21 protein-coding genes and 2 tRNA genes are annotated in these 25,234 nt (G+C 61.9%); 8 read left to right on the top strand and 15 right to left on the bottom strand.

All coding sequences use genetic code 11. From position 1 onward, the window contains the following. Window positions 1-26: 26 nt before the first annotated feature. Entirely contained in the window at window positions 27-557 is a 531-nt protein-coding gene (locus tag IPK70_09280; GenBank protein MBK8227350.1) for a DUF1905 domain-containing protein, read from the bottom strand. A 177-nt stretch (window positions 558-734) separates the two neighbouring features. Between IPK70_09280 and IPK70_09275 the strand changes: the two genes are divergently transcribed. From IPK70_09275 to IPK70_09265, 3 genes are all read left to right on the top strand, one after another. Further along, the gene (locus IPK70_09275) at window positions 735-3,575 is read left to right on the top strand and encodes an AsmA family protein (GenBank protein ID MBK8227349.1); all 2,841 of its coding nucleotides are present in this window, start codon (window positions 735-737) and stop codon (window positions 3,573-3,575) included. A 74-nt stretch (window positions 3,576-3,649) separates the two neighbouring features. Next, window positions 3,650-5,650, top strand: coding sequence for an OmpA family protein (locus IPK70_09270; GenBank protein MBK8227348.1), 2,001 nt, complete (start codon window positions 3,650-3,652; stop codon window positions 5,648-5,650). A gap of 66 nt (window positions 5,651-5,716) precedes the next feature. Beyond that, window positions 5,717-7,432 (top strand): WD40 repeat domain-containing protein, encoded by a 1,716-nt coding sequence (locus IPK70_09265; GenBank protein ID MBK8227347.1) that lies wholly within the window; start codon window positions 5,717-5,719, stop codon window positions 7,430-7,432. A 5-nt stretch (window positions 7,433-7,437) separates the two neighbouring features. On the opposite strand, the gene IPK70_09260 is transcribed toward IPK70_09265, so the two are convergent. Both IPK70_09260 and IPK70_09255 read right to left on the bottom strand, forming a co-directional pair. Next, window positions 7,438-8,184: a TerC family protein gene (locus tag IPK70_09260; GenBank protein ID MBK8227346.1), complete on the bottom strand. Its 747-nt coding sequence runs from the start codon at window positions 8,182-8,184 to the stop codon at window positions 7,438-7,440. Window positions 8,185-8,193: 9 nt separating this feature from the next. After that, window positions 8,194-9,729 (bottom strand): glycosyltransferase family 39 protein, encoded by a 1,536-nt coding sequence (locus IPK70_09255; protein ID MBK8227345.1) that lies wholly within the window; start codon window positions 9,727-9,729, stop codon window positions 8,194-8,196. A gap of 62 nt (window positions 9,730-9,791) precedes the next feature. Here IPK70_09255 and bshA point away from each other — a divergent pair, with 62 nt between their 5' ends. Together bshA and IPK70_09245 are read left to right on the top strand one after the other, a co-directional pair. Continuing rightward, window positions 9,792-10,922 (top strand): N-acetyl-alpha-D-glucosaminyl L-malate synthase BshA, encoded by a 1,131-nt coding sequence (gene bshA / locus IPK70_09250; GenBank protein MBK8227344.1) that lies wholly within the window; start codon window positions 9,792-9,794, stop codon window positions 10,920-10,922. After that, the gene (locus IPK70_09245; GenBank protein ID MBK8227343.1) at window positions 10,922-11,488 is read left to right on the top strand and encodes a hypothetical protein; all 567 of its coding nucleotides are present in this window, start codon (window positions 10,922-10,924) and stop codon (window positions 11,486-11,488) included. Before bshA ends, IPK70_09245 begins: the two co-directional genes overlap by 1 nt. A gap of 3 nt (window positions 11,489-11,491) precedes the next feature. Here the strand turns inward: IPK70_09245 and IPK70_09240 are convergent, their stop codons facing one another. From IPK70_09240 to IPK70_09220, 5 genes are all read right to left on the bottom strand, one after another. Next, the gene (locus tag IPK70_09240; GenBank protein MBK8227342.1) at window positions 11,492-12,421 is read right to left on the bottom strand and encodes a CoA transferase; all 930 of its coding nucleotides are present in this window, start codon (window positions 12,419-12,421) and stop codon (window positions 11,492-11,494) included. Next, on the bottom strand, window positions 12,331-12,558 hold the full coding sequence (locus tag IPK70_09235; GenBank protein MBK8227341.1) for a CoA transferase: 228 nt from the start codon (window positions 12,556-12,558) through the stop codon (window positions 12,331-12,333). Before IPK70_09235 ends, IPK70_09240 begins: the two co-directional genes overlap by 91 nt. Before the next feature lie 396 nt (window positions 12,559-12,954). Then, window positions 12,955-13,038: transfer RNA gene (locus IPK70_09230), tRNA-Leu, on the bottom strand. A gap of 43 nt (window positions 13,039-13,081) precedes the next feature. Then, window positions 13,082-13,157 (bottom strand) — tRNA-Lys (locus IPK70_09225). An 80-nt stretch (window positions 13,158-13,237) separates the two neighbouring features. Continuing rightward, window positions 13,238-14,434, bottom strand: coding sequence for a hypothetical protein (locus IPK70_09220; protein MBK8227340.1), 1,197 nt, complete (start codon window positions 14,432-14,434; stop codon window positions 13,238-13,240). Window positions 14,435-14,581: 147 nt separating this feature from the next. Here IPK70_09220 and IPK70_09215 point away from each other — a divergent pair, with 147 nt between their 5' ends. Further along, window positions 14,582-15,076, top strand: coding sequence for a shikimate kinase (locus IPK70_09215; GenBank protein ID MBK8227339.1), 495 nt, complete (start codon window positions 14,582-14,584; stop codon window positions 15,074-15,076). Here the strand turns inward: IPK70_09215 and IPK70_09210 are convergent. The 4 genes from IPK70_09210 to rlmD all read right to left on the bottom strand — a co-directional run bounded on the left by IPK70_09210 (window position 15,064) and on the right by rlmD (window position 18,391). Continuing rightward, complete coding sequence (locus IPK70_09210; protein ID MBK8227338.1) at window positions 15,064-15,564, bottom strand: phosphoribosyltransferase; 501 nt, start codon at window positions 15,562-15,564, stop codon at window positions 15,064-15,066. The two genes, IPK70_09215 and IPK70_09210, sit on opposite strands and share 13 nt — an antisense overlap. Before the next feature lie 132 nt (window positions 15,565-15,696). Then, window positions 15,697-16,110 (bottom strand): DUF1801 domain-containing protein, encoded by a 414-nt coding sequence (locus IPK70_09205; protein ID MBK8227337.1) that lies wholly within the window; start codon window positions 16,108-16,110, stop codon window positions 15,697-15,699. 50 nt (window positions 16,111-16,160) lie between these two features. Next, window positions 16,161-16,934: an SAM-dependent methyltransferase gene (locus IPK70_09200; protein MBK8227336.1), complete on the bottom strand. Its 774-nt coding sequence runs from the start codon at window positions 16,932-16,934 to the stop codon at window positions 16,161-16,163. 26 nt (window positions 16,935-16,960) lie between these two features. Beyond that, on the bottom strand, window positions 16,961-18,391 hold the full coding sequence (gene rlmD / locus IPK70_09195) for a 23S rRNA (uracil(1939)-C(5))-methyltransferase RlmD (GenBank protein ID MBK8227335.1): 1,431 nt from the start codon (window positions 18,389-18,391) through the stop codon (window positions 16,961-16,963). 96 nt (window positions 18,392-18,487) lie between these two features. Here rlmD and IPK70_09190 point away from each other — a divergent pair, with 96 nt between their 5' ends. Together IPK70_09190 and IPK70_09185 are read left to right on the top strand one after the other, a co-directional pair. Further along, the gene (locus tag IPK70_09190; GenBank protein ID MBK8227334.1) at window positions 18,488-19,069 is read left to right on the top strand and encodes a peptide deformylase; all 582 of its coding nucleotides are present in this window, start codon (window positions 18,488-18,490) and stop codon (window positions 19,067-19,069) included. Window positions 19,070-19,077: 8 nt separating this feature from the next. Further along, entirely contained in the window at window positions 19,078-19,629 is a 552-nt protein-coding gene (locus IPK70_09185) for a tetratricopeptide repeat protein (protein MBK8227333.1), read from the top strand. A 7-nt stretch (window positions 19,630-19,636) separates the two neighbouring features. On the opposite strand, the gene IPK70_09180 is transcribed toward IPK70_09185, so the two are convergent. Genes IPK70_09180 through IPK70_09170 form a run of 3 tightly spaced genes read right to left on the bottom strand, consistent with a single transcriptional unit; the run spans window position 19,637 to window position 25,232 of the window. Further along, window positions 19,637-20,938: a dihydroorotase gene (locus IPK70_09180; protein MBK8227332.1), complete on the bottom strand. Its 1,302-nt coding sequence runs from the start codon at window positions 20,936-20,938 to the stop codon at window positions 19,637-19,639. Then, window positions 20,935-22,971, bottom strand: a complete 2,037-nt coding sequence (locus IPK70_09175) for a BatA domain-containing protein (GenBank protein ID MBK8227331.1) — start codon at window positions 22,969-22,971, stop codon at window positions 20,935-20,937. The genes IPK70_09180 and IPK70_09175 overlap by 4 nt, the downstream gene beginning before the upstream one ends. 32 nt (window positions 22,972-23,003) lie before the next feature. Continuing rightward, entirely contained in the window at window positions 23,004-25,232 is a 2,229-nt protein-coding gene (locus IPK70_09170; GenBank protein ID MBK8227330.1) for an OmpA family protein, read from the bottom strand. Between the last annotated feature and the right edge of the window lie 2 nt (window positions 25,233-25,234).

The following is a 25,234-nucleotide window of genomic DNA, read 5'->3' as shown; positions in this document are numbered from 1 at the left end:
GCCTCCCGATCTGTCGGGAGGCTTCTTCATTTCCGGCTCTTTGATTCCGGAGGCTCCGGCCCTTTCCCCACTTGGAAATGACCGGCCTCGAATCGCCGCAGAAGCTCTGCGATCCGCTTGGCGCGCGTGGATTCGGTCTTGGCGCTGCCTACCCAGTAGCACATGCTGCGCTTCATGCCAGGCGTGAGCTTGCCCCAAGCTGCCTTCATCTCCGGGATGAAATCGAGCGTCTCTGCCAGCTCCACCGGGATGTTGATCCGGTCGGGCTCGGGGTCAAGCCACAATTCCACCTTCACCGGTTCGCCGGGCCGTTCTATCCCGGCCTGCCTGCGCAGGTCTCCGCCGAGCACGATGATGTGGTAGCCGCTTTTCGTGGGCATCAGTGCACGGTCTGCGGCCACACCGTTGATCACGCATTTCACGCGCACTTCGCCGCGTTTGCCGAAGAGCTCCTTCACATCGTGCGGGAACTCCACGTAGCTCCAGGCGAACCGTCCCGTCATGCGCTCCAATGGGGCCGTGAACCTGAAGACCTGAGGTCTCTTCTTCGCTGGCATGCTGGCTGGTGCAAGTGTAGTTCGCGGTGGAGCGTTGCGGGGTTGGGGAATGGGTTCATACCGGACGGAGTCCAGCGGACCGACAGGTTGGCGTTGACAAGGCGGCGACCCCGGCACGGGATCGGGTGGGCCGTGCGCGAACTTCGCGCACCCTTAGGGCAGTCAAAACCAGGAAACATGAAGAAGTGGCTCAAGCGAATCCTCCTTTCGTTCGGCATCCTGCTCATCCTCCTGCTCGCGGCAGCGGTGCTCATCCCCATCCTCTTCAAGGATAAGATCGAAGCAGCGGTGAAGGTGGAGGTGAACAAGAGCCTCAACGCCACGGTGAATTGGGGCGAATGGGACATCACCCTGCTTCGGAGCTTCCCCAATCTCACGGTGGAAATAGCTGATGTGAGCGTGCTGAATACCGCTCCATTCGAAGGCGTGGAATTGGCCCGTATCGCTGGCCTGATCGCCACCGTGGACATCAAGAGCCTGTTCGGCGACCGCATCGAAGTGAAGCGCATCCACCTCGAGAAGCCGAACATCCATGTGAAGGTGCTGACCGATGGCACAGCCAACTGGGACATCGCCAAGGCCGACAGCGCTGCCGTGGAAGCGGAAGCATCTGCGGACACCTCTGCAGGATTCCGCCTTGGCTTGGATGAATTCTCGATCGCCGATGGCCGCTTGGTCTACGACGATGCCTCACTCGGCTATTACATGGATCTGCTCAGCCTCGACCTCACGGGGAGCGGAGACATGACGCAGGACCTGTACCTGCTCAAGACCGTGCTGCATGCCGACACGGCCAATGTGGTCTTCGATGGCGTGAAGTACCTGCGCAACGTGAAGGCTGACGTGAAGGCTGACATCGATATGGACATGCCGAACATGAAATTCGCGTTCAAGGAGAACGAGGCGACCATCAATGAGCTCGTGCTCGGCTTCGATGGATGGCTGGCCATGCCCGGCGACCCCATCGACATGGACCTGACATGGAACGCGAAGAAGACGGATTTCGCCACCCTGCTATCGCTCGTCCCCGCTGATTTCGCAACCGACTTGAATGGGGTGGAGATGAGCGGGAAGGCGGCCTTCAGCGGTCATGTGAAGGGCACGTACAGTGAGAGCAGCATGCCCGGATTCGGCTTGGTGATGGAGGTTGATAATGGCCGATTCAAGTATCCCGACCTGCCCGCTTCGGTAGACGACATCCATGTTGACCTCAAGGTGAACAGCCCGGGCGGGAAGGACCTCGACGGCACTGTGGTGGACCTGAAGCGGTTCGCCATGAAGATGGCCGGCAATCCGGTTGAAGCGCGCATGCACCTCACGCATCCCATCAGCGACCCGAATGTGGACGCGGAGCTGAAGGCCGACCTCGATCTCGCCAGCGTGAAGAAAGTGGTGCCCATGGAAGGCGACGAGCTGCAGGGCAAGCTCGCAGCCGATGTGCGCATGAAAGGCGCCATGAGCGATGTGGAGGCGCAGCGATACGAGGAGTTCCAGGCCGATGGGCGCGTGACGCTCGCGGGCATGAACTACGCCTCCGACTCGCTGCCGTACGCCGTCGGCATCAAGGCGCTGCAGTTCGATTTCAGCCCGCGCTTCCTGGCGCTCACCAGCTTCACCGGAAGCCTGGGAAGCAGCAACCTGCAGGCGAACGGCCGCATGGACAATTACATCCAATGGTGGCTGCGCGACAGCACGCTCACGGGCAGCTTCGACCTCGTGGCGGACAAATTCGACCTGAATGAACTCATGGGTCCGAGTGATTCGCCCGAAGCCGAAAGCGCACCGGCCGACAGCACGCCGATGAGCGTGATCGAAGTGCCCAGCAACATCGACTTCCGGATGGGGCTGAAGGCCGGTGAGGTGATCTACGACCAGATGAAGCTCACCAATGTCCGTGGCGGCATGCATGTGCACGACCAGCGCGTGGACCTGAAGGATGTGTTCTTCAACCTCTTCGACGGCAGTGTGCTGATGGCTGGCGGCTACGAGGCCACGGACAACAAGGCTCCGCGCATCGACTTCCGCTACGATATCAAGGACCTCGATATCCAGAAGACCGTGACCTATGTGGACATGGTCCAGAAGGTGGCGCCCATCGCGAAGACCTGCAAGGGCACTTTCAGCACCAAGCTCGACATGAAAGGCCGCTTGAACGGGCGGATGGAGGCTGACCTGAACACGCTCACTGGCGATGGAACGCTCCTGACGAGGAATGTCCAGGTCGATGGCTTCCAGCCCTTGGTTGACCTCGCGAAGGCGCTCAAGGTGAAGGAGATCGAGAACACGAAGCTGCAGGATGTCAGCTTCAGCTACGAATTCAGGGACGGCCGAATGGAAGTGAAGCCCTTCAAGGTGAAGATCGATCGGATCCAGAGCGAAGTGAAGGGAAGCACGGGCTTCGCGCAGCAGGACATCGACTACGACATGAAGGCGAAGATTCCCACGGACATCTTCGGGGCCAGCGCGGCCAGTGCGGTGGGCGGCCTGCTCGGCAAGGCCAATACCGCCATCGGCTCCAACTTCCAGGTGCCGAAGGAACTTGATGCCACGATCAAATTCACCGGCACGGTGACCAAGCCCGTGGTCAAGCCCGTCTTCGCCGGCGGCACGGCCAATGTGAAGGATGCCGTGGTCACCGAGGTGAAGGAGACCATCAATGCGGAGATCGGGAAGAAGAAGGAAGAGCTGATCGCACAGGCCAAGGCAGAGCGTGACCGGCTGATCGCAGAGGCCCAGGCGCGGGCAGGCCTGCTGAAATCCGATGCGCGCACGGAGGCGGCGAAGGTGAAGGCGCAGGCCTACAAGGCCGCGGATGATGAGCTCGCCAAAGTGTCCAACCCATTGGCAAGGGCTGCTGCGAAGATCGTTGCCGACAAGGCCAAGCAAGAGGCTGAGAAGGTGGAGCAGCGCGCCCTTGCTGAAGCCGATAAGAGAGCCGACGCCCTCGTGGATGAGGCCCGCAAGCAAGGGGATGCGCTCGTTGCCAAGGCGGAGGCCACGGATACAACTGTGAAATGAGATTGAGCAGGTTGAGGTTTGGGGAGGTTGAAGGTTGCGCACAGGCCAAAGCCGCGCGCGCGATCCTATGCGCTTTGCTGTTTATTTCCGGCAGCGCATCGAGTGCTCAAGATGACGACCCGTGCGCACTTCCCACCGACAAGAGGATCATCAAGCTCCTTGATGAGGCCGCCAAGGCGAAGGACCCGAAGGAGCGCCACGCCAAGCTGAAGAGCACGCTGGAGATCGACGCGGAGTGCGTGGAATGCCACTACCGTTTGGGGCTCTCGGCGTCGCGCATCGCGCGTGAGGCCGGCAAGGGCTTCAGCAGCGCGATCAAGTACTTCGAGGCCGTGCAGGCCAAATGCCCTGCCTACCACAGCGAGGTGCTCTACCAGCTCGGCATGATGCGCTACGCCGAGAGCGATTTCGGAGGCGCTGCCCGTGACCTCGAATCATTCCGGAAGTTCCCGACCGATGATCCCGCGCGCGTGAGCAAGAGCTACGACAAGCAATACGCCGAAGTGGAGGCCATGATGCCCGAACTGGGTTTCTACGCCGATTTCTACCGCAACACCGGCAACCTGAATCCGGAGCCGGTCCCGAATGTGAGCACGCCTACCGATGAGTACCTGCCCATGCTCTCTCCCGATAACGAGATGCTGTTCTTCACCCGCAAGCGGCAGGTGAAGGCCAAAGGCGACCTGGTTGCGCGGGACGTGGAGGAATTGACGGAGGCCCGCCGCAAGAGCGCCTCCGATGAGTTCAACGCTGGCCGCGTGCTGCCCGACCCCTTCAATACCGGCGACAGCTACGGCGGCGTGACCATCAGCCTCAACAACAAGGAGATGTTCGTCACGGTGTGCGGCCCAGCGAATGCCAACGGTTACCGGAATTGCGATATCCATCGCTCGCACTTCAACAGCAAATTCAACCTCGATGCAGGAGGGCAGGAGTGGGAGTGGGAAGGGCTCGATGAGATAGGTGAGGCCGTGAACGGGCCAAGCAGTTGGGAGAGCCAGCCCAGCCTCAGCGGTGATGGGCGCACGCTCTATTTCGCCACGAACCGGGAGGGCAGCAGGGGCATCGACATCTTCTATTCGAGCCGCGAGGGCAAAGGGACATGGTCGCCCGCGCAGCCCGTGCCGGGCATCAACACCGATGGCGATGAGAAGGCGCCCTTCATGCACGCTGACAGCCGCACGCTCTACTTCGCGGCTAAGCCTGCGGCGAACGGCAGCGGCCAAAAGGGCATCGGCGGATACGACATCTTCTTCAGCAAGCTCAACGACGATGGCAGCTGGACCAAGCCGCGCAACATCGGTCACCCCATCAACACCGACCAGGACGAGCATGGGCTGATCGTGAGCGCCGATGGACGCACCGCCTATTTCGCCAGCGGGCGCTACAAAGGGGCGGGGGGGCTCGACATCATGCGCTTCCCGCTGCCTATGGATGTCCGTCCCGATGAGGTGCTGATCGTGAAGGGCGAGGTGAAGGACGAGAAAGGCCAGGCGGTGCGCGGCGCCACGGTTGAGGTGAAGTACATGGACACGCGCAAGACCGAAGTGATCAAGGCCGATAGCGTGGATGGGCGCTATGCGACCGTGGTGCGCCTGAAGGCCGGCAGCGATGTGGTGGTCACCGTGAAGAAGGAAGGGCACGTCTTCGACTCGCGCAGCTTCAGCGTGGCCGATACTGCGCGCGGCGGCGTGGCCAAGGCCGATATGAGCGTCCAGCGCATCGCCGTGAACCAGAGCTACCGCGTGAATGATATCAATTTCGGAACGAACAGCGCGGAGATCACGAAGGCGAGCGAGTTCGTGCTCGATGAGCTGATCGCCTTCCTGAAGGAGAACCCGTCGATCAGGATCCGCATCGAAGGCCACACCGACAACGTAGGCCGGTTGGAGGACAACATGGCGCTGAGCAACGACCGGGCCTTCACGGTGATGGGCTACCTGCAGGAAAAGGGCATATCAACGGCGCGGTTGAGCTTCAAAGGGCTTGGGCCCACCCAGCCGGTGGCCTCGAACGATTCGCCCGAAGGCCGCGCGCGCAACCGTCGCACGGAATTCGTGATCGTGGGGCGTTAGGGCATCGGAACCAGATCACGAGCGCGCCTGTCGCCTGCGCAGGCGGTAGCCTAACTTAGCGGCATCATGCGCCTACTGATTTCACTGATTGCTTCCGCCGCCACGTGCAGCGCTGCCGCCCAGGCGCTGCTTTGGACCGCAACGGGGCATCCGGAGCAACGTGCCGTGTACGGTGTAGCCTTCTCCGCCAATGGCCAGCATGTGCTCAGCGGCAGCGAATGCCCTCAAGCTCGGCTGCGCATGTTCCAGACGACCAATGGTGGAATGACCTGGGATTATCAGGTGAGCAATTCACTGCTATGCTCCGCCGGCGTGAAGTTCTCCTCCAACGGCCAATACCTGGTCAATGCCGAAGAGACGGGCAATCTGCAGGTTTTCCAGGTCAGCGGTTCCAGCGCCTCTCTCCTGACCACCATCACCAACAATACCGGCGCCCTTTACTCCGTGGATTTCTCTCCCGCCAGCGACAAGGTCGCGGTGGGGGCTGGCAGCGGTCGGCTCATCGTCTATAGCATGCCCGGTGGGAGCCAGCTCGTGAACGTTGTGGCGCACGCCAATGAGGTGCTGGGAGTCTCCTGGTCGGCTGATGGGCAATTCATCGCCACCTCAGGCAGCGATGGCCTGGTGAAGCTCTGGAGCAGCAGCGGTGCGTTCATACGCTCATTCTCGCATCCAGGCTGGGTCTTCGGCGTGAAGTTCACGCCCGACGGCCAGCGCATCGTGAGCGGCGGCACTGACGACGCCGTTCGGGTGTGGATCGCGGGCACGGGGGATCTCGAGCGGACCATCACGGGCCACACCGGCGATGTGCGGTCGGTGGAGGTGTCGCCGAACGGGGCCTTCATCGCGAGCGCATCCGTGGATCAGAGCGTGCGCATCTGGAGCCTGGCAACCGGGATGCAGCAGCAGGTGCTCACCGCAACGGGGTCGAGCTTCTTCGTCTCCGTGGCCTGGTCGCCCACGGAGAACAGGATCGTGGCAGGCGGCCTCAATAACATGGTTGCCGTCTGGAACGTGGCGCAGCAGGGCATTCCCTCCGTTGCGGTTCGGCCGCGGGTTTACCTTGAAGGGCCTTACAGCACATCCACCTTGCAGATGAATTCCACCCTTCGCGCGAATGGGTTGGTTCCATTGACTGAGCCGTTCACGTCGGCGGGCTATGCGCATGCGGGCGGCGGCGGCGGGGAGGCCACCAGCGCAGCCGTGCTCAGCATCACCGGCGCGAATGCCGTGGTGGATTGGGTGGTGGTGGAATTGCGCAGCTCAAGTGCCCCGGCATTGGTGCTGGCATCGCGCAGCGCGCTGCTGCAAGCGGATGGCGATGTGGTCAACGCGGCTGATGGCACCTCATCGGTCACGATGAATGTGCCAGCGGGCGGCTATCACGTGGCCGTGCGGCACCGGAACCATTTGGGCATCATGAGCGCAGCACCGGTGGCGCTCACCAGCAATCCGTTATCGTTGGACTTCAGCAATGGCTCAGTGGGCCTGCTCGGCGGTGCCAACGCCGCGAAGATGGTGGGGACGCGACTGCTCATGTACGCTGGCGATGTGAACCGCAACGGCACGCTCCAGTACATCGGGCAAGGCAATGACCGGGACCCCATACTCACACGGATCGGCGGGTCAACGCCCACGGCGACGATGGCCGGTTACTTTGCGGAGGACGTGAACCTCGATGGGGTGGTGCGGTACACCGGTAACGGGAACGACCGGGACATCATCCTGGTGAACATCGGCGGATCGGTGCCCACGAGCACCCGGACCGAGCAGTTGCCCTAGGCGGCCTAGCGCTCCATCAGCCCCTTGCGCGCCATGCGCAGGTTCAGCATCTCGACCGTCACGCTGAAGGCCATGGCGAAGTAGATGTAGTTCTTGTTGATGTGCTCGCCCATGCCCTCGATGAGCAGCGCCACGCCGATCATCACCAGGAACGCAAGCGCCAGCACTTTCACGGTAGCGTGCTTCTCCACGAAGGAGCTGATAGCGCCAGCGGCGAGCATCATCACCGCCACCGCGATGATCACGGCCAGCACCATGATGATGATCTCATTGCTCATGCCAACCGCGGTGATGACCGAGTCGATCGAGAAGACGAGATCGATCAGGATGATCTGCCCGATCACCGCTGGGAGGCCCTTCGCCTTGCGTTTCGCACCGCTCTTGTGGTGCGTGCCAACCATCTTCTCGTGGATCTCTGCCGTGGCCTTGTAGATGAGGAAGAGGCCGCCGGCGAGCAGCACCAGGTCCCTTCCGCTGAACGGGTGGCCGAATGGGGTGATGAAGGGCTGATCGAGGCTCATGACCCAGCTCAACGAGAGCAGCAGCGCAATGCGCGTGAGCATCGCCAAGGCCAGGCCCAATTGACGCGCCTTGCGCTGGTCCTTCTTGTCGGAAAGGCTGTTGCTGATGATCGAGATGAAGATGATGTTGTCGATGCCTAGCACGATCTCCAGCGCGGTGAGCGTGAGCAGTGCGATGAGGCCATGCCCGGTAAGGAGCACGGCAGGGTCGAGGTGGCTGAGTTCGAGCATGGCCGCGAATTAAAGCGCGTTCCGGTCGCTGATGCGCGCAATGATGATGACTTCGTTCCGGTTCACCGGATTCAACCAATGCACGATGCGATCGATGAGGCCCGGCTCCGCCCTCCCGATCACCTGCACCGGGCCGTAGCCCGCCTCGAAGCGCGCGATGCGCTCATCGATCTTCTCCTGGCCGATGAAGAGGACATGATGGTCGCGGCCATCGAGCTGTTTCTCGCGCAGGAACTCACCCGGATCCAGATCGGCCTGGCCAGGTCCCAGCGGGAATACCCCCATGTCCCATTGGCCCAGGTAGAACAGCGGCGGCATGGCCGGGTCCTCTTCACGGTCATCGAGGATCAGGCCCCCGAGCGGACGCTCATCGCGCAGCATGAGCATGGCCTCAATACGGCTGCGCTTGCTGTACGTGGTGCTGAGGAATGGAAGCAGCAACAGATTCAACGACCACACGAAGGCCAACGCAGCATGCCAGAGCCCTTTGCGCGCGCTCCACCAGCCCGAAGCACTGCGCCACTGCTCCCAACTTGCATAGCCCAGCACGAAGAGCAAGGGAACGATGGGCAGCAGGAACCGTTCCTGCTTATTCGGGAAGTAGGAGTGGATGGCCACGAAGAGCAGCACGGGCAGCCAGAGCACCAAAGGCTTCCGCTTGCGGAAGAACCCGAACAGGACGGCCAGGCTCAACGGCGGAAGCAGGAGGCCCGCAAGCAAGAGCAGGTAATTGTACCACGGCAGCACGCCATAGGTGGTGGTGTTGCTGAGATTGTAGAGCACGTATTGGGTGATCTCCGCCCATGGCCGTCCCCAGAGGAACAGGTCGATGCCACCTTGGATGACGGCTAAGGGAAGCAGCACGCCCGCCCCGTATGCGATTGCCTGGCCCCATCGCTGCATGATCAGGAACCCTAGCCCTGGACCAGCAGCGAAGAAGATGGTCTGGAACCGAACATTCATGGCCAGCCCGATCCAGAGTCCGGCCACGAGCGCCGTTCGCCAGGAGCGGTCCGCATCGGATTCGAGCAGGCGCAGGCTACCGATCATCAGCAGCGGAATGCACGCCATCTCCACCAGATTGCGCACGCTGAGGAAGGGCATGAAGCAGAAGAGCGCTAAAAAGAGACCAGCTTGCCAGGCCACCACAGGACCGGCGAGGCGATGCGCGATGCGATGCCCCGCACGCACCACGATCAAGCTCCACACGGCGTGGAGCAGTCTAACCACGAGCATCAATGCGCGAGGATCGGTGATCCCGATGGCCTTCAGTCCGGAGAACAGGAGGAAGTGGATGCCCACGTAGAAGAAGCTGTGGCCGCTGGGCGTCGGATCCGAGCCCTGGTTCCAAGGCAGCCAATAGTTGTAGTCGAATCCATCGGCCCAACTGGCCGCGGCCTCGATCACCAGGAAATGATCGTCGTGCGCGAAGTAGCCGGGACTGAAGAGTGCGGCCAACAGCCGTGGCGCAAGGGCGATCAGGGTCAGCCAGCGCAACGCGCTCGTCGGAGGGGCATCCCAGAATCGCTTCACGGCGGCAGGCATGGCGGCGAAGATCGCATCGGCACGGATGGCGCCGCAGGCCATCTTTGCGCACCATCCGAAACATGCGCATCGGCATTGTCTGTTATCCCACCTTTGGCGGAAGCGGCGTGGTGGCCACCGAGCTGGGCATGGCCTTGGCGGAAAAGGGCCATATCATCCATTTCATCACCTACGATCGGCCGGTCCGGCTTCGCGATCACCCGAACGTGTTCTACCATGAGGTGCGCGTGAGCGATTACCCGCTCTTCGATTACCAGCCCTACGAGCTCGTGCTCACCAGCAAGCTCGTTGATGTGGCCAAGTACGAGGGCCTCGACCTCATGCACGTGCATTATGCCATCCCGCATGCCAGCGCAGCGTGGATGGCACAGCGGATTCTGGACGCGCAAGGCATCCGCGTGCCCTTCATCACCACCTTGCACGGCACCGACATCACGCTCGTTGGCCGCGACCCCAGCTTCGAGCCGGTGATCACCTTCAGCATGGAGCGGAGCAATGCCGTGACCGCCGTGAGCGAGAGCCTGCGCCGCGATACCTATTCCCATTTCCCGCTGAAGCGAGACGTGCAGGTGATCCCCAACTTCGTTTGCCTCGAACTGTACAAGCACCATCATGACCCCAACCTCCGGCAGCGCTATGCGCCGAGAGGCGAGCGCCTGCTCGTGCATGTCTCCAACTTCAGGGCGGTGAAGCGCGTGGATGACGTGGTGGGCATGTTCAAGCTGCTGCGGCAGCAAATGCCGGTGCGCCTGCTGCTGATCGGTGACGGGCCGGAGCGGCAACGGATCGAGACCCAATGCAGGCAGGATGGCACCTGCGATCAGATCCACTTCCTCGGAAAGATGACCCGCCCTGAAGAGGTGGTGGCCAGCTGCGACCTTTTCGTGCTGCCCAGCGAGACCGAGAGTTTCGGATTGGCTGCCTTGGAGGCGATGGCCTGCGGGGTGCCGGTGGTCTGCAGCGATTCCGGCGGACTGCCCGAAGTGGTCTCGCACGGGGAGAGCGGGCTCTTGTGCCCAGTGGGCGATGCGCGCGCCTTCGCCGATGCGGCCGCAGCGATACTCGGCGATGACGCAAGTCTCGCCGCATACCGGCAGCACGCCCTGCGCAGCGCTGCGCGCTTCGACCTGATGGAGATCCTGCCTCGCTACGAATCGCTGTATGCGCAGGTGCTGGCACAAGTGAAGGCGTGATGGAGTTCATCAGCGATCGCGTGAGCGTGGACCGTGGCGATGGCCGGTTCAGCGTTGTGATCAGTGCAAGGCCGTCCGGCGGCAAACGGGTGATGCTGCTGGTCTGGGTCGCCGCCTGGCTCCTGTGCGGCATCCTCATCCTCTTTGAGCGCGCCAAGGTTCCCTTGGGCGACCCGCTCCGGCAATACCTGCTCGCATTCCTCGCGTTCTGGCTTTATTTCATGCTGCAGGTGGGGCGGGCGACCCTCTGGCGTTTCAAGGGCTTCGAGCTGTGGAGGGTGAAGGAAGGGAAGCTCACGGTCAAGGATAGCCTCTTCGGGTTCGGGCGGGCCACGGAGTATTTCGCGGAGAATGTCGAAGGCCTCGGCTTGCTCAACATCGATCGTGATTCGTGGAAATGGCAGTGGAACGACAGCGTGTGGATGATAGGCGGCGAGCGCCTGGGCTTCGAGCACCTGGGGAAGAAGGTCGCCTTCGGTAAAGGGCTCACCGATGAAGAGGCGCAGCGCCTGGTGCCCCTCTTGAAGCACGCATTGAAGGCGCAGCGAGCGCCCGCCCAGCGATAAGGCTCAATCGCCGATGCGGAAGGCATTGCCGCGCAACCGCATCGTATGCGCACCATCGATCTCGGATCGGAGGGTCATTCGGCGCGCCGCGGGAGTGGCGAGCACTTCATCCATTGATCGCACCGCCCCGGCCGGCACCCCGCCCTTGAGCAATCGCTCCAACAGCGGATCGCGGGCCTCTGAAGCGAAAGCTGGTGATAGCGCATCGTGCAGAGCCGAACGATGCCGCACGCGAAGGGCATTGGATGCGAATCGCGCATCGGTTGCCGCTGCAGGCGATCCGAGCAACGCGCACAGCACCCTGAACTGCGCATCGCTGCCCACCGCCAGGATGATCCGCCCCGCATCCGCGCAGCGGAACACTTCACCGTACGGAGCGATATTGGGGTGCAGCGTGCCCATGGGCCTGGCCACTGCATCGGCCATCAGGAAATTGCTCGCCTGATTGATGAGCCCTGCCAGCGCGGCCTCTTCAAGGGAGACCTCAACGTAGCTTCCCATGCCGCTGCGCTCGCGATGGAGCAGAGCGAGCAGAAGGCCTTCCTTCAGCTGATGCGCGGCCAGCATGTCGATAAGGGCGATGGGCATCTTCGCCGGGTGGTCGGGTCCGCTGCCGGTCATGCTGATATAGCCGCACTCCGCCTGCAGCACCACATCATAGGCGGGGCGCCCCGGCTGGTCGGCAAAGCCCTTTATGTGGCCATGGACCAATCGCGGATTCAGGTCGCTGAGGCGCTCGCGTGCAAGGCCGAGCTTCTCCGCGTCACCAGCCATGTGGTTGGTGATGAGCACATCGGCATCCTGCAAGAGCGCATCGAACCGAGCTCGGTCAATGGCATCCTTCAGGTTGAGGCGCTGATGGTCCTGCCCCAGTTCACGCTGCTGAAGTACGCGCTCACTGGTCCGTTCGGATCCTCGGATGGCAGCTTCCAAGATCGGGTGACATCGCCTGTGGGCGGTTCCACCTTCACGACCCGCGCGCCCAGCTCCGCCAGGAATAGACCCACGGAGGGGCCGGCGAGCACCGTGGCAGCCTCGATCACGAGGAGGTCCTTCAGCGGAGATTCCATGCTCAGGGTCTTGAGTGGCTTCGTGAATCAGATTACCGCGGTGCGGGCATCCAAGACCCTCGGCCAGGGACTTCGGCTCAAAGATGCGGGCATGGACCGCCGTACGACCGTGATCAGCTCGCCGTATTGGTATTCCATCGCTGAGTTTGCTCACCCGTCCTCATTTTCTCTGGCAGCCGACGCCACCTCTTGGGCAGGGCCTCCTGGCCACCAACGGTGTTGAGGACTGAACTGACACCGGTTCGCGCCGTCGGGCCGGTTCGGCCGTGAAGGGAATCGAGCCCTGCCCGCTCCGCTCGCTGGGGCTTTCATGCGCGCCTCCGGGTTCACGCTGCGCTTGGTCCGTCGAAGCATGAGAAAGCCCCGCCGCGGCGCGGCGAGGCTTTGTTCATCAAGTGCCCAGGACTGGACTCGAACCAGCACACCCTTTCGGGCGCTACCACCTCAAAGTAGTGCGTCTACCAATTTCGCCACCTGGGCAGGCTTTCAAAGAAGCCGATCACGCTCGCTCGTGTGATCGGTTTGGTGACTCGGCCGGGGCTCGAACCCGGGACCCCAACATTAAAAGTGTTGTGCTCTACCAACTGAGCTACCGAGTCCTCCGGCGCGCTTCCCCCGAAGGGTCCCTGCGCCAAGGGGCGGCAAAAGTAGAGATCTGATCCACTGTGCCAAACGGAGTTCATTTCTCCTTTTTCTCGATCACCGGATGCCGCTCGAACGGGGCATTGCGGTCGAAGAGGTACCGGAAGGTGGCAAGGGTGCGGTAATTCACGGCATCGAGGTTCTGGCACACCTTGATCATGCGGGGGTTGAAATCGCCGATCCAGGTGAGGATGGTGTCGTGGTAGAGCTTCTTCTCTACGATGGTCTTCTCAGCGAATACGATGAGTGCACCCTCGAGGCCCTTGCCCTGCCACGCCTTGGCCACGCCGAACACGATGCCCGTCATGGTCTTCACCGTGCCTCTCTTCTTGTGCCAGAGGAATTTCAGCTTGCCCAACCAGTTGAGGTCTCCGTTGACGTACCGGAATATCTCATTGAGCTCCGGCAGGCTGATGTACATGGCCACGGGCCGGTCCTTGTGGCGGATGAACATGAGAAGGCGCGGGTCCATCACGGGCTTCATCGCCTTGACGATCTTGAGCGCAGTGGCCAGCTCCATGGCCTTGTGGTTCTCGTGGTCAACCCAGGCATCATTGTATACCGTGCAGAAATCCTCGGCGATCTGCTTCAGGCTGCGGCCCGTGCATTCATGTATGAGGATATCCGGGTCGTTCTTGAGCTGGTTGTACTTCCGGTGGAAGATGGGCTGGGCGCCGACCGTGACGGAGCGCTTGAAGAAGAGCTGTTTGAAGTACAGCTGGAAACCGTAGGACTCGAGGAGCTCTTCGTAGTACGGCGGGTTGTAGTTGGTCCCGTATATCGGCGGATCGGTGAAGTTCTCGATCAGCAGCCCCCAGAACTGGTTGCGGTCGCCCAGGTTGACCGGGCCGTCCATGGCCTTCATGCCGCGCGCGCGCAGCCATTCGCGGGCGGCGTCGAGCAGGAGCGTTGCCGCGCTTTGGTCGTTGATGCACTCGAAGAACCCCATTCCGCCGGTGGGCTGCTTCTCGGTCCAGGCCGTGCGCGGGTTCACGAATGCGGCGATGCGGCCGATGGCCTTTCCATCTGCGCCATACAGCACCCATCGGACCGCTTCGGCGCGCTTGCCGCTTTCCTTGTCGGGTTGGAACAGCTTGTTTCGCTCGGGATCGAAGACCTTCTCGATGTCCTGTTTCAGGTGGGGGATCCAATTGCTGTCCTTGGAATAGATGCTCCATGGCAGGCGCATCCAATCCTTCAGGGCCTTCGCGTCTTTGGCTTCAATCAGCTTCATGGGCGGCGAAGTTCTTTCTTTGGCGGTAGCCACCGGCTTCTACGGGTGATGTTCACCCGCTGCCATCGGCCATCAGCGCCACAACGGTACTTTCCGGTGTGATCATTCAATCCCCTTTCAGCCATCAGCCACATCCACCTCATCGGCATGATGTGCTGCGGAAAGAGCACCGTAGGGCGCCTTCTGGCGCCGCGTCTCGGTTTACCATTCATCGACCTGGACCGGGAGATCGAAGCCCGCGTGGGCCCGCTTCTGCCATTCGTGCAGCGCTCTGGGGAGGAGGCTTTCCGCGCGGTAGAAAGCGAGGTGCTCGCCGCCTTAGCGGATGCTCCGGATTCCGTGATCGCTACAGGCGGGGGAACGCCTACGGTGCCCGGGAATCTGGCACTTCTGCGGTCGATCGGCACGATGGTCTGGATAGACGTGGCGTTGGAGACCTTGATGCCGCGGATCGAACGCGCCGGAGGCGATCGGCCCTTGCTCTTCGGTTTGAAGGGCGACGCCTTGCGCGAACGGGTCATGGACCTGCTCGACCAGCGTGCCCTGGCATACAGTCAGGCACCAGTGCGTGTGCGAGGCGAAGGTGCGGCGGAGGAGGTCGTGGCGCGGATCGAAGCCGCACTCCTGGCTCAGCGCAAGTGAACGGCGTCCTTTCGCCCGAATTCCACACTGATGCGCTCTTGCAGGGTGGTGCTCAGCGTAAGGCCCACGATATCGGCGCGGATGGGGAATAGCCGGTGCCTCCGGTCCACGAGCACCACGGTGGTGAGGCGCTTGATCGGAGCCTGGACCAGATAGCTGGCGGCATGCATCAACGTGCGGCCGCTCATCAATACATCATCCACGAGCACCACCACACGGTTCTTCAGATCCTTGGGCTCAATGCCGAGCTGCACAGGGCGCTCAAGCGGATGGTCCTTGTCGAGCTTGAGCTCAACCAGTCGGACTTTCATTTCGGATATGCTCTCCAGCAGGGCGGTCAGACGCTTGGCCAGCGTGGCTCCGCGCGGGGCAATGCCCACCAGCACGATCTCCTTCTCGGCATGATGCTCCTCGTGCAGCTGATGCGCGATGCGGCGCAGCTTCCGCTGCACTTGATCATGGTCCAGCACCAAGGTGCGCTCGCTCATGGGGGCCAAGGTAAATGGCGGGATCAAGGCAGGATATTGCCCAATGGCACTAACAGTTGGCGGCGGGGTGCTCTGACGTCGCCTTCACTCGAGGCCGGCTTCGGCGAATGCTCATGGTTGAAAAGGAACCAATCACTTCACAGAAGCCGACGCCCGAAGACGGGTGGGACGGGTCGAGTGCTGGCTCGTATGGATCTGGCTGCCCACGTATTTGATCACCCGATCGATCAAGTCCTCCAAGGCCGGTGTCAGCACCCGGATGCGGATGCAGGCGGGTCCGCAATCGAAGCGCATCAAGTCGTTCTTGAAGGGGTGAAGCAGGTCGTATGCGATCACATGCAGCACAACGGTGCTCTTCTGCGCGGCCAGGGCGAATGCAGGCTTGCCATCGATGCAGTAGGTGGGCATCCGATAGGAGAAGTCCTCAACGGCTCCGGGCCAAACGCGGCGAAGGTGGCTGCGCAGAGCACCAAGCTGCTCGCGCTGGGCATCAGGCAACGATTCGAAGTACTCCTGGACCTCCTTGGGTGCGCTCCTTTGTGGCATGGTGTCGTGCGGCTCAAGGTCGGCAAAGAAATCCGATGCCGAACCACCGATCACTCCATGCTGGCAACGGAATCGGCGCGCAGTTGCTTGCCGCCGTGGAGGATCAGCCAGTCTGCACCGTCTCGTGCAATGATGCTGCTTATCCGGCAAGCGAGCTTTTGCCCATCGTTCAAATGGAGCACCACCGGCATCTGCTTAAGAGCGGCGTCCTCGAAACGGTCCAGTAGCTCGCATCCCACGGGCTTGTGCTTCTCGGCGTTCAGCCAGAGCTCGCGGCCAGCGCGCGGCGCGATGCTGTTGCGGCACGGCTCCATGGTCACGCTCGGGAACCAGGGTCGGAAGAGCGGCAGGTAGTCGTTGAGGAACCCGCCGAATGGGGGCTTGTCCGCATTCAGGGCGTCGTTGAAGAGCACCCCTGCCAGCTTCCCGCCAGGATTGAGCAATCGGTGCATCTGCGCCACATATTGCTCGCGGAGCACGGGGTCGATCGCGCAGAAGAAGGTCTGCTCCAGGATCAGGTCATAGCGGCCTCGGTGCGCGAAGAAATCACCGACGATGAAATGCGCCCGCGGGAAATCCGGGCAGCGTTCTAGCAAATCGTTCAGCGGCGCATCGGTGAGGTCGAGGACGAGGACGTTCTGGAAGCCGAGCCGGTGCGCGTATTCCGCTTCCCAGGCACGCCCTCCGCCCGGAATGAGGATCCGCTGTTCCTTGTCCGTGAGCTGATCGAGGTATTCCTTCAGCGGTGTGCTGGGCGCACCCAGGTCCCAACCGGTCTCGCCAGTGGCGTAGCGCTGATGCCAGAAGTCGTGGGCGAGGTTCATCGGCGGTTGAAGCGTCCCATGTCAATTCATCGTCGCGCGAGCCGCACCACATTCTCCACGTGGTAGGTGTGCGGGAACATGTCCACAGGCTGCACGAAGTCAATGCGGTAGCGATCGTTGAGGATGGCGAGGTCGCGTGCTTGCGTGGCGGGATTGCAGCTCACGTACACGATGCGTTGCGGGTCCAGTTCCAGCAAGTGGCGCGTCACGGGCTCGTCCATGCCGGCACGCGGCGGATCGGTCACCACCACATCGGGCCTGCCTTGCTCACGCACGAAATCGGGGCTCAGGGTCCTCTTCATGTCGCCGGCGGTGAAGCGCACGTTGGTGATGCCGTTCAGCTCGGCATTCACGCGCGCGTCGGCGATGCTCTCCGGCAAGAGTTCCACGCCCGACACATGACGCGCGCCACTTGCGAGGTATAGCGTGATGCTGCCCGCTCCGCAATACAGGTCGTACACGTTCTCCTGCCCTGTGAGCCCTGCGAGCTCGCGCACAAGCTTGTACAGCGCGATGGTCTGCTGCGGATTGGTCTGGAAGAAGGTCTTCGGCCCGATGCGGAAGCGCAAGGGCCTTCCGCCGGGGCCATCCGGCAGCTCTTCAACGATGTGGTCACGACCATGGAAGCAGTTGATCTCCAGGTCGTATATGGTGTCGTTCTTCTTGGTGTTGATGGTCCATAGCACGGATGTGATCCGCGGGAAAGCACCAACAAGAGAATGGAGCAGCCGCTCGCGGGCCATCGTATCCTCATGCCCCAGAGCCACCAGCACCATGCACTCTCCCGTGGTGGTGGTCCTGATCAGCAGCGTTCGCAAGAAGCCGATGTGCTCGCGGATGTTGTAGAAGCTGAGGCCGTGCTCCTTTGCATGCGCACGGATGAAGCTCCGTATGGCGTCGCTGGGTGCAGGCTGCAGGTGGCATTCGCTTATGTCCAGTACCCGATCGAAGCGCTGCGGGATATGGAAACCCAGCGCATTGCGGTCAGTGAACTCATCGGGTGCGCCTATCTCTTCCTTGGTGAACCAACGGCTCGCGCTGAAGGTGAACTCGAGCTTGTTCCGGTAATGCGTGAGCGCGGACGAAGGCATGATCGGTACCACGGGCGGCAGTTCCAAGCCGCCGATACGCTCGAGATTGTCGGTTACCTGCTGCTGCTTGTACTCGAGCTGCTTGGCATAGGAGAGGTCCTGCCACTTGCAGCCGCCGCAGGTCCCGAAGTGCGCGCAGAAAGCCGGCACGCGGTCCGGTGAAGGCTGCACGATCCGGACCGCGGTTGCCTCGGCGTAGCTCTTCTTCTTCGCCAGCACGCGGAGGTCGGCCACATCACCGGGCACGGCCTCGGACACGAAGACCACGAGGCCATCGACCTTGGCTAGGGCTTTCCCATTGGCCCCAGCCCCGATGATCGGCACGGCCTCCCAGAAAATGGTCTCCTTCGGTTTGCGTTGGCGCATGGTTACCGTTTCGGGCGGGCAAAGATGAGCCACTGCCATCGGCCAGCACCCATAAGGCTTTGGGCCGCCAGTGAAGCAGGCTACTTTCGCGGCCCCATGATACTGCCTATCCGCGCCTATGGCGATCCCGTGCTGAAGAAGGTGGCCCAGGACATCAAACCCGGGCATGCCGGACTGGAGCAGCTCATCGCGGACATGTACGAGACGATGTACGCGGCGAACGGTGTAGGACTGGCTGCTCCGCAAGTAGGACAGAGCATCCGCCTTTTCATCGTGGATGCCTCGCCATTCGCCGTGGATGAGGATGGGAAGCCAACGGAAGAGGCCCACTTGAGGGACTTCAAGAAGGTCTTCATCAATCCGTACATCGTGGATGAGGAGGGGGAGGAGTGGCCCTTCGAGGAGGGCTGCCTGAGCATTCCAGGCATCCGCGAGAATGTGAGCCGGCAATCCCGGATCGTGCTCCAATACATGGACGAGGGATTCAAGGCGCATGAAGAGGCCTATGATGGCTTCGCAGCACGCGTCATCCAGCACGAGCACGACCACCTCGATGGCATCCTCTTCGTTGACCACCTTCCCGCTCTTCGACGCCGCCTGCTGCAAGGCAGATTGCGCGACCTCTCACGCGGCAAGACCGACGCCACGTACAAGCTCCGATTCACACCTATGAAATGACAAGGAACATGCGAGACCTCTTCAAGCTCCTTCCCGTCGTGCTGCTCGCGGCCTGCGGAGGATCCGATGCTGCTCCTGACGCCAAGATGATCGAGGCCCGCGAGCGCATCCGGTCCAAAGAGGATTCGCTCTTCGAGCACCGCGCGTTCGATCAGCGCACGGCCTTGGGCATGATCGATATCTATAAGGCCTACGCTGCGGCCTATCCGCTGGACAGCATGGCGCCGGAGTACCTCTTCCGCGCCGCTGGAATGCACAAGAGCGGACAACAGCCCGATGAGGCCATCGCGCTCTATGATCGCATCACGCACAATTACCAGAGTTGGCGCCGCCGCGTGGACGTGCTGTACATGAAGGCCCTCACCCTCGACGATGATCTGGATCAGGATGGGGAGGCGAAGCGGATCTATCAGCAAGTGATCAATGAATACCCCGATCATCCCTTCGCGCGCGATGCCAAGGCCATGATCGACAACTTGGGACTGACCAACGAGGAGCTCATCGCGAAGTTCAAGGCGATGAATGACAGCGCGGAGGCGGCTTCAGCAGCCAACCGTTGAGTCAGGATCAAACGATGACGCCGGCATAAGCCGGGGCCAAGCGCAGTTGGCCATTGGCAACGATGCCAACGGCTCTACCGGTGAATCGCGTCCCCATGAAGGGCGTGTTGCGCGCGTGGCTCACGAGGTCGCTCTCTGTGAGGATCCAATCCGCTCCCGGGTCGAAGAGCGTGAGTTCCGCCTTGGCGCCTTCGGTGATATGCGCAGCAGGTAACCCCAGCACCTCGCGCGGTCCTGTCGTGAATCGCTCCACGATCCGGCGGATCGAGATGCCCGCCTTCAGCGCTGTGCTGGACACAGCAAAGGCGGTTTCCAAGCCGATGATCCCGAAGGCCGCAAGCCCCAATTCAACCAGCTTGTGCTCCCGGTCCTCCGGTCGGTGATCGCTGACGATGGCGTCGATGGTGCCATCCTTCAGGCCTAGCCGAAGGGCATCGATATGCGCTTGGTCGCGCAATGGGGGCATCACCTTGAAATTGCTGTCAAAGCTGCGCATCGAGGCATCATCAAGCATCAGGTTGTGCGCGGCCACGGAAGCGGTGACGTGCAGTTTGCGGGCCTTGGCCTGCCTCAGCAGCTCCACGGCCTGCGCCGTGCTCACGGTGGCCGCGTGCAAATGGCCGCCTGCATATTCTGCCAGTGCGATGTCGCGAGCCAATTGGAGCGCTTCCGCCTCTGCCGGGATTCCGCGCAAGCCAAGGCTGGCACTCATCACACCCTCGTGCATGGCGCCATTCGCGACCAGGTGCTTGTCCTGTGAGAAAGCCATGATCGGTGGAGCACCACCCGGCAGGCCTGCACTGTACTGGAGCGCGAGCGCCATCAGCCTGCTGTTGGCGATGGACCGCTGATCATCAGTGAAGGCAACCGCGCCCGCTGCGCGCATATCAGCCATCTCCGCGAGCTGCTTGCCCTCGCAGCCCTGCGTGATCGCGCCCAAGGGAAGCAAACGAACGGCATGCCCCTCGGCCTTCCGCAGCCAATAGCCAATACCCGAACGGCCATCCGTGGCAGGGGTGGTCGAGGGCAAAGCGCAGACGGCAGTGAAGCCGCCGGCGGCTGCGGCGTCGAGCCCGTTCTTCACTCCGCATTTCCATTCCTCTCCTGGATCGCGGAAATGCGCGCGCAGGTCGATCCAGCCCACGCTGAGGTGCAACCCATCGATCCTGACCTCGGTGGCATTGCCCTTGGGCAACCGCAGGCCAACCCGGGCGACCATTCCGTCGCGAATGAGGATATCCTGCTCGGATCCGTGATGCGGGCCTCCAGGGTCCACCACATGGGTGCGGCGCAGGATCAGGTCATTCATCGGGCGGCTCTGAGCAGGATGGTCTCCATAGCGAGCATGAGCAGGGCGATCACGATCAGCCATTTCCAGAGCTTGCCTCGCTGACCGAGGTCGGCCAAACGTAGCGAAAGATCATCGCCGGGGTCCAGCACGGAGAATGTCGTGAGTCCGTGCTGCTCGATGGCGGTGCGCAATTCACTCACAGAGAAAGCGCCAAGATCGCTTTCGTAGCGGGATCGGTTCATGGCGTATGCAGCCAGGGTATCGGCATCCGCGGAGACCAGCGCATAATGCCCTGCAGGCAAGTCGGCGTCATGCAGGAGCAGTGTGGCGCCCGCCATCGAGCGGCGCAGCTCCGGTATCGATTCGGTCCCCCCAGGTCCTCGCAGCCTGGGTGGCTGCTCTCCAGCGATCGCGATTCCGCTCAAGGACAGGCTCACCTCGTCGCCGATCACGGAATAGGAAGGCGGAGCGGGTCTGGCCAACTCGGCCATGCGAAGCAGCGTAGCCGCAAAGAGCGCATGGCGGATAAGGTTGCCGCTGCGTTCATTGAGGGGCGTGGCGAAGAGATAGGCGGAACCATCGCCGATTCGAGTCCGGGTGAGAAGAGGAAGCCCATCCTGAGTGCGCAGCAGCTGATCGCTACCGGGCGCTGCCTTGATGCTCCATCGCTCACGCACGATCGGCAGGTCCACATTGCGCGGCATGGTCTGGAACATGTCTCGATAGAACGGCTGCTCCAAATCGATCCGATCGACACGAGCTGTTCCGGTATCCACGCGCGAGGCAGCGGCGCTCATCGACGCGAGCAGCGCTGCATAGCGTTCCGGTTCACCTTGGCTCGGAGGGAACAAGGCCAAGCTGCCACCATTCTGCACGAACACATCCAGGGCCTGCGCCAGGCCACCAGCGACCTCAGGCAAAGCGTTCAGGATCGCAAGGTCCTGCCCGGCCAAGGTTGCGATGTCGAAGCTCCTGAACTCGCTCTTGGTGATCGCATGCGCGCTGTCCGTGCCATAGGCGGCTTCGATGGCGCGATCCCCAGCGGCATCGCCGCCACTGATCAGAAGCACGCGCAGTTCGTCAATGGTGCGATAGGCAAGGAACAAGCGGTCATCGAAAGTCACCGGCTGGTCCGCAAGTGAGACTTCAGCCCAGTGCGGGCCGGCCAGGTCGTTGCTGAAGCGAAGCATGGTATCCACCGTGGCGCCGGCGGCCATGCTGATCGTGAGCAGCCCGCGCTGCTCCCCGCTGATGGATAATCGGATGGGCACCCCAACACGCTCTTCAGGGCCGTGGTTGGTGATTCGCACATGGAGTTCTTCACGCTGGCCCAGTCTCCTGACAGGCGAAGCGAACCACGCCGAATCGAGGCTGATGTTGGCCGCGGCGCTGGATGCAATGGGGACGATCACGGTCCTCACGAGGCTGTCATCCCGCCAAGCCTCAACATCCGCAATGCTGCGCTGCAAGTCGGTGAAGAGGAAGGCGCTCTTCCGCTCCGCCTCGCTCCCGGTGAGTGCTTCACGTTGACGAGTGAGCACCCGCGATAATTTCCTTGTCCATGGCCCCGCATCGGCCTGCGCTGCGGCGAGTAAGGCTTCGTCACGGCTAAGCAAGACCTGTTGCCGAGCCTCGAACGAGCCTGTGAGCACTTGGAATCGGTCCGTGGGCCTATGGGACATGACCAGGTCTTGTGCGCCTTTGCGCGCTTGATCGAGCAGCCGGCCTTGCGTATTCTGGCCATCCATGCTGTAGCTGTCATCGATGTACACGGAAATGGCGCGATCGCTGCCAATCGGCATGTCATCCGTTCCTGTGAAGCTCGGCTGTGCAAACGCCAGCACCAACGCGGCAAGAGCGAGGCAACGGACGATGAGCACCAGCCAATGCCGCACTTTCCGGCGCGCGCGCGTCTGCTTGGTCACCTCGGCGAGCAGCCGCACGTTGGGGAAATCAAGGCGCTTGAAGCGCCGCAGCTGGAAGAGGTGGATGAGGACCGGGATGATCAGGGCGGTGAGCGCCCATAGGAACTCCGGGTGCAGGAACGACATGGGCGGCGAAGGTATCGCGCCCGGTAAGGCCATCAGCGCTTGCGTGCGCCCGCTTTTCGGGTGGCCCCGCTGAGCGCTTCTTGGGACGGTATCGGTCCGCCTTCCACGGTCATCCTGAACTCCACCCGCCGATTCAGCGCGCGCCCTTGCTCAGTCTTATTGCTGGCGATCGGGTGGTTCTTGCCATGTCCGATGGGCACCATGCGCGTCGGAAGCACTCCCTCCTCCGCGAGGTAATCCATGACCGCCAGGGCGCGGCTCTGGGAAAGGGTGAAGTTGTACCGGTGGCCGCCGATGTCATCCGTGTGCGCTTCGATCACCAGGCGCAGTTCGGGGTGCTGGCGCATCAGCCCGACCACCTGTTGCAGCACGTCGTGCGATTCATCCTGGATCTCGGCGCTCTTGTACGCGAAGTGGATGGCGCTCGTCCGCAGCTTCTTGTTATTGAGGTCCTCCAAGCTGGCCATATCGAGCTGGCTCAGGTCGATGAGCTTCTCTTCGCGCAGCGCGAAGACCTCGGCATCCAGGAACTGCAGCTCCTTCACCTTCTTGAAGACTCGGTAAAGTTCTTCAGGGTTCTTGGTCTCGCCAACGGAATAGGTATACACCCCGGCCACCGGGTCGAAGCGCTCCACCACGCGATAGAGCTTGCGGATCTGCGCGAACCGGGCATCATCCAGATCGACACGCTCCTTGCTCGCGAAGAGCTGCACGCTGAAGACCGCATCGATGAGCTCCTCTCCATTGAGGCTGACATCGTCGAAGGGCAATTCCTGGTACTCGAATGTGTGGGTCTTGCCGAAGGCATCCTGGTACTCGGCCACGACGGTTTCATCCTCATGGTCCTTGAAGCGGTCAATTACGACCACTGTGCGGGTGTTGCAGCGATTCGCTATTCCGCCGGAGGCATCGGGAACGCCGATAACATCGAGCTTCACCTGGTAGACCCCCGCTTGCTTGTAAGAATGCACGATGCGGGCACCCTCACTGCGTGTTCCATCGCCAAGGTCCCAGTAGTACTCGGAGGGTGCCATGCCTGGAAGATGGCTCAAGCTGCCATGCAACTCCACGCGCCGGCCAGTTCGCACCGTGTCTTGAACCGCCACCCATGCCTGCTGCAGGTCGGCGACCTCCAGTTGCTGCGCTCCGAGTTCATGGAACACCTCACCAGACTGCCGGTCGATGAGCAACGAGCGTACCGTATAGACTCCTGGTTTCTTGAAGCAGTGCTGCGCTTGGTAGCCTTTTATCCGGGTACCATCGCCCATGTCCCAATAGTGATCGACAGGAATGGTGGAACTGGCAGCGTGCTGGCGTTTGCGCAGTGAGAAGCAGTAATTGTTCGGTTTCTGCTCGCTGCAGTCGCGGAACTTGGGCACAGTGAGCTTGGTGAGGAAGATCGCATCGGAACCATCCCGGTCCGAGCTGATCAGCGCCTTGTAGCCATCGGGCAGCTGGTTGAAGCCATGCTCATTGTGAGGGCTGTTCACGGGCGCAGGCATAGCCTCAGGGGGCAACCATCCTCCTTCTCGGGCCTGGGCCATGTAGATATCGAGCCCGCCCATTCCACCTGGCCTGTTACTGGAGAAATGGAGCCTGCCATCGGCCTGAAGGCGGGGGTACACTTCATCGAGCGGGCTGTTCACTGCCGGTCCTAGGTTCTCCGGTGCGCTCCATCCAGTGCCGGTCCGGACGCAGCGGTACAGGTCCATGCCCCCTATTCCGCCCGGGCGATCGCTGGAGAAGATCAGTGTGAGGCCGTCCTGTGAGAAGGCCGGATGCATATTGGAGCTCTTCGGCTCGTTGTACTGGAAAGGCTCAGGCGCGGACCAGGCTCCACCTTCGAACCGGGAGAAGAAGAGGCCGAGCTGGCCATTGGCCGCACGCATGTTGGAGAACTTCTTAGGCAGAACCTGGTTGCGTGTGAAGCTGATGGTGCGGCCGCCATCCGTGAAGCTGGCTGGGCCCTCGTTCACGGGTGTGCAGAGGTTCTGACTGAATAGCACGGGAGCGCCGGCCTTGCCTTGGGCGAAAGGCACGTAATAGAGGTCGCTCAGCGGTTTGCCGGTCTCTGAATCGACGAAGCCTATAAGAGCCGCGTTCTCGCGCACGCTGCACATCACGAATCCGCTGTCCAGGAAGACAGGGGCGTAATCCTCACCGCTGGGACTGATGCCGAGCGGATGCACCTCATGGATGAGCTGCGCACGTGCCGCCGGGCTGCAGATCGCGGCGAATAGGAGAGGGAGGGCGTTCTTCATGG

Source organism: Flavobacteriales bacterium (genome assembly GCA_016712535.1).
Classification (GTDB): Bacteria; Bacteroidota; Bacteroidia; order Flavobacteriales_F; family PHOS-HE28; genus PHOS-HE28.
Note: the sequence above shows the minus strand (reverse complement) of the source record. Positions and strands in the feature narration are given on the sequence as shown.

Coding starts and splice junctions, on each gene's coding strand:
- IPK70_09280 (MBK8227350.1), bottom strand. CDS start 557: ATGCCAGCGAAGAAGAGACCTCAGGTCTTCAGGTTCACGGCCCCATTG.
- IPK70_09275 (MBK8227349.1), top strand. CDS start 735: ATGAAGAAGTGGCTCAAGCGAATCCTCCTTTCGTTCGGCATCCTGCTC.
- IPK70_09265 (MBK8227347.1), top strand. CDS start 5,717: ATGCGCCTACTGATTTCACTGATTGCTTCCGCCGCCACGTGCAGCGCT.
- IPK70_09260 (MBK8227346.1), bottom strand. CDS start 8,184: ATGCTCGAACTCAGCCACCTCGACCCTGCCGTGCTCCTTACCGGGCAT.
- IPK70_09255 (MBK8227345.1), bottom strand. CDS start 9,729: ATGCCTGCCGCCGTGAAGCGATTCTGGGATGCCCCTCCGACGAGCGCG.
- bshA (MBK8227344.1), top strand. CDS start 9,792: ATGCGCATCGGCATTGTCTGTTATCCCACCTTTGGCGGAAGCGGCGTG.
- IPK70_09245 (MBK8227343.1), top strand. CDS start 10,922: ATGGAGTTCATCAGCGATCGCGTGAGCGTGGACCGTGGCGATGGCCGG.
- IPK70_09235 (MBK8227341.1), bottom strand. CDS start 12,558: ATGGAATCTCCGCTGAAGGACCTCCTCGTGATCGAGGCTGCCACGGTG.
- IPK70_09220 (MBK8227340.1), bottom strand. CDS start 14,434: ATGAAGCTGATTGAAGCCAAAGACGCGAAGGCCCTGAAGGATTGGATG.
- IPK70_09215 (MBK8227339.1), top strand. CDS start 14,582: ATGATGTGCTGCGGAAAGAGCACCGTAGGGCGCCTTCTGGCGCCGCGT.
- IPK70_09210 (MBK8227338.1), bottom strand. CDS start 15,564: ATGAGCGAGCGCACCTTGGTGCTGGACCATGATCAAGTGCAGCGGAAG.
- IPK70_09205 (MBK8227337.1), bottom strand. CDS start 16,110: ATGCCACAAAGGAGCGCACCCAAGGAGGTCCAGGAGTACTTCGAATCG.
- IPK70_09200 (MBK8227336.1), bottom strand. CDS start 16,934: ATGAACCTCGCCCACGACTTCTGGCATCAGCGCTACGCCACTGGCGAG.
- rlmD (MBK8227335.1), bottom strand. CDS start 18,391: ATGCGCCAACGCAAACCGAAGGAGACCATTTTCTGGGAGGCCGTGCCG.
- IPK70_09190 (MBK8227334.1), top strand. CDS start 18,488: ATGATACTGCCTATCCGCGCCTATGGCGATCCCGTGCTGAAGAAGGTG.
- IPK70_09185 (MBK8227333.1), top strand. CDS start 19,078: ATGCGAGACCTCTTCAAGCTCCTTCCCGTCGTGCTGCTCGCGGCCTGC.
- IPK70_09180 (MBK8227332.1), bottom strand. CDS start 20,938: ATGAATGACCTGATCCTGCGCCGCACCCATGTGGTGGACCCTGGAGGC.
- IPK70_09175 (MBK8227331.1), bottom strand. CDS start 22,971: ATGTCGTTCCTGCACCCGGAGTTCCTATGGGCGCTCACCGCCCTGATC.
- IPK70_09170 (MBK8227330.1), bottom strand. CDS start 25,232: ATGAAGAACGCCCTCCCTCTCCTATTCGCCGCGATCTGCAGCCCGGCG.